The 9,424-nt window shown below is 71.1% G+C and carries 13 protein-coding genes; 8 read left to right on the forward strand and 5 right to left on the reverse strand.

From position 1 onward, the window contains the following. The first annotated feature begins 21 nt into the window (after positions 1–21). Genes IEX31_RS02175 through IEX31_RS02185 form a run of 3 tightly spaced genes read left to right on the forward strand, consistent with a single transcriptional unit; the run spans position 22 to position 1,986 of the window. On the forward strand, positions 22–447 hold the full coding sequence (locus IEX31_RS02175) for a group III truncated hemoglobin (RefSeq protein WP_188741767.1): 426 nt from the start codon (positions 22–24) through the stop codon (positions 445–447). Further along, positions 437–1,126, forward strand: a complete 690-nt coding sequence (locus tag IEX31_RS02180; RefSeq protein WP_188741768.1) for a helix-turn-helix transcriptional regulator — start codon at positions 437–439, stop codon at positions 1,124–1,126. Before IEX31_RS02175 ends, IEX31_RS02180 begins: the two co-directional genes overlap by 11 nt. Continuing rightward, positions 1,123–1,986, forward strand: coding sequence for an endonuclease/exonuclease/phosphatase family protein (locus IEX31_RS02185; RefSeq protein WP_188741769.1), 864 nt, complete (start codon positions 1,123–1,125; stop codon positions 1,984–1,986). The genes IEX31_RS02180 and IEX31_RS02185 overlap by 4 nt, the downstream gene beginning before the upstream one ends. Positions 1,987–2,443: 457 nt before the next feature. On the opposite strand, the gene IEX31_RS02190 is transcribed toward IEX31_RS02185, so the two are convergent. Then, positions 2,444–3,112, reverse strand: coding sequence for an NUDIX hydrolase (locus tag IEX31_RS02190; protein ID WP_373285487.1), 669 nt, complete (start codon positions 3,110–3,112; stop codon positions 2,444–2,446). 115 nt (positions 3,113–3,227) lie between these two features. On the opposite strand from IEX31_RS02190, the gene fdxA reads away from it, so the two are divergent. From fdxA to IEX31_RS02210, 4 genes are all read left to right on the forward strand, one after another. Further along, positions 3,228–3,554 carry a ferredoxin gene (gene fdxA, locus IEX31_RS02195; protein WP_188741770.1) on the forward strand — a complete coding sequence of 109 codons (327 nt, stop codon included), beginning with the start codon at positions 3,228–3,230 and terminating at the stop codon, positions 3,552–3,554. Beyond that, complete coding sequence (locus IEX31_RS02200; protein ID WP_188741771.1) at positions 3,551–4,084, forward strand: flavin reductase family protein; 534 nt, start codon at positions 3,551–3,553, stop codon at positions 4,082–4,084. Before fdxA ends, IEX31_RS02200 begins: the two co-directional genes overlap by 4 nt. Before the next feature lie 72 nt (positions 4,085–4,156). Beyond that, the gene (locus IEX31_RS02205) at positions 4,157–4,789 is read left to right on the forward strand and encodes a superoxide dismutase (protein ID WP_188741772.1); all 633 of its coding nucleotides are present in this window, start codon (positions 4,157–4,159) and stop codon (positions 4,787–4,789) included. A gap of 217 nt (positions 4,790–5,006) precedes the next feature. After that, positions 5,007–6,164 carry an NAD(P)-binding domain-containing protein gene (locus IEX31_RS02210; protein ID WP_229662053.1) on the forward strand — a complete coding sequence of 386 codons (1,158 nt, stop codon included), beginning with the start codon at positions 5,007–5,009 and terminating at the stop codon, positions 6,162–6,164. A gap of 13 nt (positions 6,165–6,177) precedes the next feature. Here the strand turns inward: IEX31_RS02210 and IEX31_RS02215 are convergent, their stop codons facing one another. Together IEX31_RS02215 and IEX31_RS02220 are read right to left on the reverse strand one after the other, a co-directional pair. Next, positions 6,178–6,660 (reverse strand): nitroreductase family deazaflavin-dependent oxidoreductase, encoded by a 483-nt coding sequence (locus IEX31_RS02215; protein ID WP_229662035.1) that lies wholly within the window; start codon positions 6,658–6,660, stop codon positions 6,178–6,180. A 51-nt stretch (positions 6,661–6,711) separates the two neighbouring features. Beyond that, entirely contained in the window at positions 6,712–7,122 is a 411-nt protein-coding gene (locus tag IEX31_RS02220) for a RidA family protein (RefSeq protein ID WP_188741774.1), read from the reverse strand. Between the two features lie 82 nt (positions 7,123–7,204). Here IEX31_RS02220 and IEX31_RS02225 point away from each other — a divergent pair, with 82 nt between their 5' ends. Next, positions 7,205–7,588: a winged helix-turn-helix transcriptional regulator gene (locus IEX31_RS02225; protein ID WP_188741775.1), complete on the forward strand. Its 384-nt coding sequence runs from the start codon at positions 7,205–7,207 to the stop codon at positions 7,586–7,588. Here IEX31_RS02225 and IEX31_RS02230 read toward each other — a convergent pair. Then, positions 7,585–8,148, reverse strand: a complete 564-nt coding sequence (locus IEX31_RS02230) for a mismatch-specific DNA-glycosylase (protein WP_188741776.1) — start codon at positions 8,146–8,148, stop codon at positions 7,585–7,587. The two genes, IEX31_RS02225 and IEX31_RS02230, sit on opposite strands and share 4 nt — an antisense overlap. Positions 8,149–8,168: 20 nt before the next feature. Continuing rightward, complete coding sequence (locus IEX31_RS02235; RefSeq protein WP_188741777.1) at positions 8,169–9,362, reverse strand: Fic family protein; 1,194 nt, start codon at positions 9,360–9,362, stop codon at positions 8,169–8,171. Positions 9,363–9,424 lie beyond the last annotated feature (62 nt).

The following is a 9,424-nucleotide window of genomic DNA, read 5'->3' on the forward strand; positions in this document are numbered from 1 at the left end:
TTAATCGGATAGCGTCGAAGTATGACGCGTGACCTCCAATATCGAGCCGACATCAGCAGCCTCGTCGGCGAGTTCTACCGGCGCGCGTTCGCCGACCCGCTGATCGGCCGGATCTTCACCGACGTCGCGAAGATGGACCTCGACCACCACATGCCCATCATGTGCGACTTCTGGGAGACGGTGCTCTTCAACGCCGGCCTCTACCGGCGCAATGCCCTGCAGGTCCACCTCGCGCTGAACGCGAGGCATCCACTTCGCCCCGAGCACTTCGAGCGCTGGTTGCAGCTCTGGGTCGGCACCGTCGACGAGCACTTCAGCGGAGAGAAGGCCGAACTCGCGAAGCTCCAGGCCGAACGCATCGCGGGCTCGATCAGCCGGCGGATGCAGGGCCGCTCCGGTAGCGAGTTCGAGACGATCCGCCTTCGGGAGCCAGCGGATGCCCCGTGAATCGGTCCGTGGCGACGTGCACGCGGCGCTCGCCTCGCGTCCGCGGCGGCAGGTGCTCGACGCGATCGCCCGCTCGGCGCACCCGGTCGACGCCCTCACCATCGCTGCGGAGCTCGGGCTGCACGTGACCACGGTGCGGTTCCACCTCTACCAATTGGAGACCGCGCACCTCGTGCGACGCCAGGTCGGCGCCGAACCGCGCCGCGGCCGGCCGCGCATCCGCTACGTCGCGACGTCGGGCCCCGAGGAGGACAGCCGGGAGCAGCTCATCGAGGTGCTCGCCGCGGCACTCGCCGAGCGCCCCGACGGGCGGGCCCGGTCGATCGAGGCCGGGCATCGGTGGGCCGACGCGCTGGCGCCTCCGCGGCCAGACGCGGAGCCCGACTCCGACGCCGACACCGGCGACGCGAGCGGCGTCGACACGCTCGTGCGCGTGCTCGACGACCTCGGCTTCGAGCCGCTCGTCGCCGGTGACGACGAGATCAGGCTTCGCGCGTGCCCGTTCCGGGACGCCGCACGCGACCACCCGCAAGTGGTGTGCTCGGTGCACCGGGGGGTCATCGAGCAGCTCCTGCTGACGCGCGGGTCCGACCGCCGCGCCGACCTCCTGCCCTTCGTCGAACCCGAGCTCTGTCTCGTCACGCTCGCGGCGCCGGGCGGTCGTACGCTGGACGAATGACGGATCCGGTGCTGATCGGGCAGGTGGAGGCGCCCGACGTGCACGTGATGACGTACAACGTGCGCCGGCGCTTCCGGAACCTGCGACCCGGGAGTCCCGACCGGTGGGACCGGCGCAAGTGGCTGCTGCGGCGCATCCTCGCCGCGGAGCAGCCAACGGTGCTCGGCGTGCAGGAGGCCTTCGCCGACCAGGTGCACTTCGTCGCCGAGTCGCTCGGCCCGCACTACGACTGGGTCGGGCATGGGCGCAACGCGTCCGGAGAGGGCGAGCGCTGCGCGATCTTCTACGACACGCAGCGGTTGACGCTCTCGAGGTGGCACCAGCGCGCGCTCTCCGCGACGCCCGACACACCCGGGTCCCGCACCTGGGGCAACTTCGTGCCGAGGATCGTCGTGTCCGCCCACTTCACGGATGTCGCGACCGACCGTCGTCTCATCGTCTTCAACACCCACTTCGACCACGTCTCCCGTCGCTCGCGGAACGCAGCGGCCCTCATGATCCATGACCTCGTGCTGGCCGAGCACGCCGCCGATCCCGACGCCGGGTTCGTGGTCATGGGCGACCTCAACGCCGCCGCCGGTTCGGTCGTGCATCGGCGGCTCGAGGGCGACGGCGTGCTCCGCGACGCGTGGGATGTCGCCGAGGAGCGCATCGGGCCGCAGTGGGGCACATTCTCGAACTACCGGCGTCGCCGGGTCGGCGGCAAGCGCATCGACCTCATCCTCGCGGGTCCGGGTGTCGAGGTGCTGCGCACGGGAATCAATGCCGTGCGCTTCGACGGCGCCGCGGCATCCGACCACGAACCGGTGCAAGCGGTGCTGCGGTTCACGGAGTCCGCCACCGAGGTGCCGGGGGAATGACGGCCGCCGGGGAATGCGGTTCATGGCGCGTCGGATGCCCCGACATCGCGCCTGACCGTCGCGAGCATCCGGCGCGTCGCGAGCGCGAGCTCCCGGGCTCGTCGACGAGGGTGGCGATGCCGGCGGGTGGCTCATGCCGTGCACGCTTCGCCCGAGGCCGATGCGGTCGCCTCCGCCACGGCAGCAGCCGGAAGCGCACCACGCCCAGGATGTCCCGCCCGGCGAGGTACGGATTGCCCGACTCCAGTGCGCGCCGCCCGTCGGCCACCGTCGGACCGTCCATCGTGTCGCAGTGGGCACGGGCGGGACGAGGCACGACGAGTACGAGAACGATGGATGCCACGGCCAGCGCCGCGACCCCAAGTGCCCGAAGCATGCTCATGCCGATCGCTCCATCCAGCGGGGAACCGGCACCCCTGCGGCCAGCCCAGGACGGCGACGCGGCGGCCGGCCACCGTCATCGGTCGGGTTCCACCACGCGCGATTCGTCCCAGGGCTCCGACCAGCCGAGCTCGTCGAACATGCGCGACAGCACGATGGCCGTGAACCCCCAGACGATCCGGCCGTCGACCGTGAACGCCGGCGCGCGGTAGGTGCGGCCGCCATATGTGTGCTCCGTGTTCGCCCGGTTCGCCGGCGCGAGCAAGTCGCCGACGGGTACTCGGAACACGTCGACGGACTCGTCGTGGTCGACGGCGGCCACCTCCGAGGGGCGCGTCCACCACGCCGGCACGGGGGTCACGAGGTAGTTGCTCACGGGCACCGGCATCGCGGGCAACACTCCCAGCGGCTCGATGCCGTCGGGGTCGACGCCCGTCTCCTCGGCGGCCTCGCGGAGCGCAGCCGCGATCGGACCTGCGTCGGATCCCTCGAGCCGCCCGCCGGGGAACGCGATCTGCCCCGGGTGGTTGCCGAGCGTCGCGGCGCGGCGCAACAGCAGCACGTCGAGGTCGCGCGGCACGTGGCCGCCCGACCTCGCGGGCACGGAGTCGAGCACGCCGAAGAGCACGAGCACCGCGGCGGGACGCGCAGTCGAGGCATCCGGGAGCACTCGGGGCGTCCTCATCGACCAGTCGAGCCCGCGCTCGCAGAGGGCGGTGAGCTCGGCGCGGGGGTCGGCGGTCACGGATCCACCCTACGGACTTTCCCGCGTGCGTCCCCGTATGGCGGCGCATTTGACCTCAACCCCACTTGAGGTCGTACCGTGGGGACATGCGTGTGTTGAACTCGGTGAGCACTCGATGACCTACGTGATCGCACTGCCGTGCGTCGATCTCAAAGACAAGGCGTGCATCGACGAATGCCCCGTCGACTGCATCTACGAGGGTGAACGCTCGCTCTACATCCACCCCGACGAATGCGTCGACTGCGGCGCCTGCGAGCCCGTATGCCCCGTCGAGGCGATCTACTACGAGGACGACCTGCCCGAGGAGTGGGCCGACTACTACAAGGCCAACGTCGAGTTCTTCGACGACATCGGTTCGCCAGGCGGCGCCGCGAAGATCGGCCTCATCCCGCGCGATCATGAGCTCATCGCCGCGCTACCGCCGCAGGGCGGCCACGAATGACCGACGACACGAGGCAAACCGAGTCCGCCGTCGACGACGCCGCCCGCGCCGTGGCCCTCAAGGCAGTGTTCCGCACGCACCCGGCGTCCGTGACCCTCATCACGGCGTCGACGTCCACCGGCCCGGTCGGGCTCACCGCGTCGAGCGTGGCATCCGTCGCCCTCGATCCGCCGTCGATCTCGTTCTCGGTCACGCGCGCCACCGGATCGGCCGGCGGCCTCCTCGCCGCCGACACCATGCTCGTGCACTTCCTCGCGGACCGCCACGCCGACCTCGCGCGGGTGTTCGCGCACTCGGGCGCCCCGCGCTTCACGCCCGAGCAGGGCTGGACCACGCTCAACACGGGCGAGCCGCTCCTTGCCGACACACGCGCGGCGTTCCGGTGCCGGGCGCTGCACGTCGTGCCCGTGGGCAGTTCCTCCCTCGTCCTCGCCGAGGTGCTCGACGTCATCCCCGGCACGCCCGGCGACCCGCTGATGTACCACGACCGCAGATTCCATCGGTTCGACCCCGCCGCCCCCGACCTCTGAACGCCTGATTCCCACGCACATCGCACCCAACCGTCGCCGCCCGGCGACGGACGACTCGAAAGGACGCATCCGATGAACGCGTACACCCTCCCCGACCTGCCGTACGACTACGCCGCACTCGAGCCGCACATCTCGGCGACCATCATGGAGCTGCACCACTCCAAGCACCACCAGGCCTACGTGACCGGCGCGAACACGGCCCTCGAGCAGCTCGCCGAGGCCCGTGAGGCGGGCAACCTGGCGAACGTCAACAAGCTCGAGAAGGACCTCGCGTTCAACCTCGGCGGGCACGTGAACCACAGCGTGTTCTGGCAGAACCTCTCGCCCGAGGGAGGTGGCGAGCCGCAGGGCGAGCTGGCCGCGGCGATCGACGACGCGTTCGGATCGTTCGAGAAGTTCCAGGCGCACTTCACCGCGACCGCGCTCGGCGTGCAGGGCTCGGGGTGGGCGGTGCTCGCGTGGGACTCGATCGGCGCCCGCCCCGTGGTCTTCCAGCTCTTCGACCAGCAGGGCAACGTACCGCTCGGCGTGACGCCGCTGCTGCAGCTCGACGTGTGGGAGCACGCCTACTACCTCGACTACAAGAACGTGCGCGCCGACTACGTGAAGGCGTTCTGGAACATCGCGCACTGGTCGGATGTCGCGTCCCGCTTCGAGCGCGCCCGTACCGCGACGCAGGGACTCATCGTGCCGGGCTCGAACTGACCGGGCGCTCGCCCGAGAGCCGCCGGCGCCGCCCGCGCCGGCGGCTCTCGGTCGCCCGCCTCGCGGTGCAGGTTCGGCGGTACGGGCTCGCCGCGCTCGTCGGCCTCACCGCGATCGGGGCGCTCATCGCCGCGATCGGCGGCTCGGGGCATCCGTAGGCCTCGTGGGAAGTCCCGGCCGCGTTGCGGCGTTGCATCCTGGCGTGACCGACACCCTCCTGAGCGCCCGCGTTGCCGGCTCGTCGGCGACCGCGGTTCGCGCGGCCGATGTGGTCGTGATCGGCGCCGGCCAAGCCGGCCTCTCCGCCGCGTACCACCTCCGCCGTCGCGGCTTCCTGCCGGCGACGGATGCTGCGGGCGCCGCGCTCGGCGCCGACCCGGGCTCGGCCGCGGGCACCTACATCGTGCTCGACGCCGAGCAGGGGCCCGGTGGCGCGTGGCGGCACCGCTGGCAGAGCCTGCGCATGGCGACAGTCAACGGCATCAACGACCTGCCCGGTATCGCCAAGCCCGACGTGGACCCCGCCGAACCGAGCTCGGCGTTCCTCGCCCGGTACTTCGGCGACTATGAGCGCGAGCTCGCGCTGCCGATCCTGCGGCCCGTGACGGTGTCGGCGGTGCGGAGGGAGGACGACGACCCGAATGGGCGACTCGCGGTCGAGTCATCCGCCGGCGTCTGGTCGGCCCGTGACGTGATCAACGCGACCGGCACCTGGAGCCGGCCGTTCTGGCCCGTCTACCCGGGGCAGTTCACGTTCCTCGGGCGACAGCTGCACACGAAGGACTACGTCGCGGCGAGCGAGTTCGCGGGGCAGCACCTCGTCGTGGTGGGCGGCGGCATCTCGGCGGTGCAGTTCCTCGACGAGATCTCGAAAGTGACGACCACGACGTGGTTCACCCGGCGCGAACCGGTGTGGCGCGACGACGAGTTCGATCACCGCGCCGGCCACGACGCGGTCGCCCTCGTAGAGGAGCGCGTGCGACGGGGGCTGCCGCCGCAGAGCGTGGTGTCGATCACGGGCCTCTTGTGGACCCCGCCACTGCGAGCGGCGGCGGCGCGCGGCGCGCTGGAGCGGCATCCCATGTTCACCGCCATCGAGCCCGACGGCGTGCGCATGGCCGACGGCTCGTTCCTTCGCGCCGACGTCATCCTGTGGGCGACGGGGTTCCGTGCCGCGCTCGACCATCTCGCCCCGCTCCACCTGCGCGCGCCCGGAGGCGGCATCGTGATGGACGGCACGCAGGTCGCGAACGAGCCGCGCGTGCACCTGATCGGCTATGGCCCGTCGTCGTCGACGATAGGTGCGAACCGGGCCGGACGGGCGGCGGTCAGCGGCATCGTGAAGCGGCTGGGGCCGAGCGCGGCGGCGGCCTGACGCCGCGTGCGCTTCACTCGACGGGGTCGAGGCGGAACACCCTGAACTCCCGCCCGGCGGCGCGTTCGTAGCGTCGATACCCGGGCAGCACGTCGTCGAGACGTTCCCAAGCCCGCTCCCGCTCGGCGCCCGTCAGGAGGGTCGCCGTGACCCGGGTGCGATCTCGGCCGCGGTCGATCTCGGCGTCGGGGTGCGCCATGAGGTTGTACGTCCATCCCGGATGCCGCGGCCGGGCGAAACTGCTCCCTGCGACGAGCAGCGGGCCGGCCGGGGCATCCGGAGCGCAGATCAGCTCGGCGCGCCGGGCGAGCCCGGTGCGGGCGCCCGTCGTGTGCAGCACGAGCGACGGCACGGCGAGCTCGCTGATCGGCCCCGGGCGTCGGGTCACAGCGCGGTAGGCGCGCTCGAGCGGCGGCATGACCGACGGCCCGATCGCGCCGAAGAGCCTCGAGTGCGAGGCACTCGCGACCATCCGTCGCACCCACCGGGGCAGCATGCTCCATTGTCCCGTGCCGAGGGCCCGCGCGGCCCTCGCTCGGCCTGCCCTTCAGTCGAGGATGGCGGTGGCTTCGACCTCGACGAGGACGTCGGGCTCGAACAGCTGCTCGACGCCGATCAACGTGGCCGGCGGCAGCGGCAGGCGCAGGCCGATCTCATCGGCCACCCGCTCGACGCCGGCCATGAACGCACCGATCATGCCCGGCTCCCATCGGGTGACGAAGAACGTCAGTCGCAGCACGTCGTCGAAGGTCGCGCCGGCACCGGAGAGTCCCCCCGCGGTGTTCCGCAGCGCCTGTGCCACCTGCCCGGCGAGGTCGCCCGGGGCGACTGGCGTGCCGTCGCCCAGGCGGGCGACCTGCCCGCTCACATGCACGTGCCGGCTGCCGGTGCCGACGGCGACGTGGTGGTACGGGGTCGGCTGCAGCATGCCTTCGGGGCTGAAGCGTTGAACGGTCATGTGGGGCTCCTCAGGTCGGAAACGAACTCGGTATACCCTTGATACCTAGTAGGTTCAGGACACTTCAACGAGACCAGGTTTCATGACCGATACCGACCCCTCCCCCCGCGAGGTACTCCGAGAGGAGTTTCGGATCGAGGCTCCTCACCGAGAACTGCTCGACCAGGCGCTCGACAAGTGGTCGCTCAGCGTGCTCAACGAGCTCTGCGAGCGGCCCTGCCGCTTCAACGACCTACGTCGCGCGATCCCGGCCGTGACGCAGAAGTCGCTCACGGCCACGCTCCGCCGACTGGAGCGCAACGGCATCATCGACCGGCGGATCGTCAACACCCGGCCCGTCGCCGTGGAGTACCGCATCACGCCGCTGGGCAAGGGCCTGCGTGCGCCGATCGACGCCCTGCTCGACTGGGCGAACACCTACCTGCCCCAGATCGAGCGTGCCCGCGACACCTTCGACGCCGGCTAGACGATTCCGGCCGCTCGCGCCGGCTCGGCGTATGCCCGCGCGAGGTCAGCGACCGTGACGTGCGCGTTCAGCCCGCTGGGGTTCGGCACGACCCACAGTTCGGCACCGCCGAGCCGTTCATCCTGCCGACCTGCGTGCGCCTTCGGCCGGTCGAATCCCTGCCGGTACGCGGTGAGACCGACCACCGCGACGACCTGCGGATGCCACCGCGCCACGTCGTCTGCGAGCCGCAGCGCGCCCGCCCGCAACTCGTCGCGGGTCAGTTCGTCGGCGCGCACGGTGGCCCGGTTCACGAGGTTCGAGATGCCGATGCCCGCGTCGAGGATCATTCGCCGGTCGGCATCGGAGAGGCCGTTCGCGAAGTCGGGAAGGCGCGGGATGACGCCCGCCGAGGCGAGCGCGGGATAGAAGCGGTTGCCGGGATGCGCGAAGGGCGTGTTCGTCGCGGCCGTCCAGAGCCCGGGGTTGATGCCGACGAACACGAGCTTCGGATGCTCCGGCATGACGTCGTCGACGCTCGCACCCCGGTACGACTCCAACTCGGCGCGCGTGAATCCCACAGGACGATTCTCCCCCCGGCTCACCAGCGGGCGCGGCGAGCGCGCGCGGCGAAGGCGTCGAGTGCGGCGAGCACCTCGGTCGCCTGCCAGATGCGGTACCGGGCACCCCCGGCCACCTTGGTGAGCACGCCGACCTCCGCGAGCTTGTCGATGGACGTCTGCGCCGCCACCTCGCTCACTCCGATGGCTTCGGTTACCGAGGTGGCCGTTACCAGCGGATGCTGCAGCAGGTGCGCCTTGACCCGGTGCACCGAGGCATCCGATCGGGCTCGAACGAGCGCATCCCACCCCGCTGCGATGTCCTGCAGTTCGCCCACGAGTGCTCGACCATTGGCGACCGCGCGGAACGCGGCATCTGCAACCGCCTCCACGATGGCGTCGGGCTGCCCCTGCCGGTACCGGGTCAGTGCGAGGAAGTACCCATCGAGATCACCGAGCAGGCCCGCCGAGACCGGCACCGCCACGTTCCGGGTCACGTCGGCGGCACGGAGCATCCCGTGCAGCAGGGCGCGCCCGGTGCGCCCGTTGCCGTCGGGGAATGGGTGGATCGTCTCGAACTGCGCGTGCGCGATCGCCGCGTGCGCGAGCGCCGGCACGTCGGTGCGTCCCGCGAACCGCACGAGGTCGGCCATGAGGCCCGGCACCCGATCGTGATGCGGCGGCACGAACATCGCATGATGCGGCGAGAACGATCCGCCGCCGATCCAGACCTGCTGGTCGCGCCATCCGCCGACGAAGTGCGGAGCGGATGCCTCGAGCAGGGCCTCGTGCATCGCGATGATCGCCTGTTCGTCGAGACGATCCGCAAGCGCGATCGCCGCCTGCATCGCGCGCACGTTCGCCACGACCAGCTGCGCGTTCGGCGAGTCCGATCGATCCAGCTCGGCGAGCGCGACCTGCTTCGCGCTCGCGGTGAGCTGCTCGACCTCGGAGCTCGACGCGCTCTCGGTGCGCAGCAGGATCGCCGCGAACGGCGCGGCGAACGAACCGGCCTCGGCGTCGAACCGGGTGAGCTCCTTGCTCGCGTCGTCGGCCACCGCCAGCGTCTCGGGGCTGAGCCGCACCTCGCGGTCGGCGATCATCGGCACGAGTGCGGCTCGGTACTCCCCCACTGCCGCGCGCAGCTGCCGCCGCGACGCGACCGCCGGCTCGCCGCGGTGCCATGGGCGCGGCTCGGTGCCGACTGCGGGCCATGCAGAGTCCGAGCTCACCATGGGATCATTCTAACCAAGGACTAGGCACTAGTCTTCAGTTAGCGACGTCCATCTTCTGAGAT

Source organism: Agromyces bauzanensis, assembly GCF_014645655.1.
Taxonomy (GTDB): domain Bacteria; phylum Actinomycetota; class Actinomycetes; order Actinomycetales; family Microbacteriaceae; genus Agromyces; species Agromyces bauzanensis.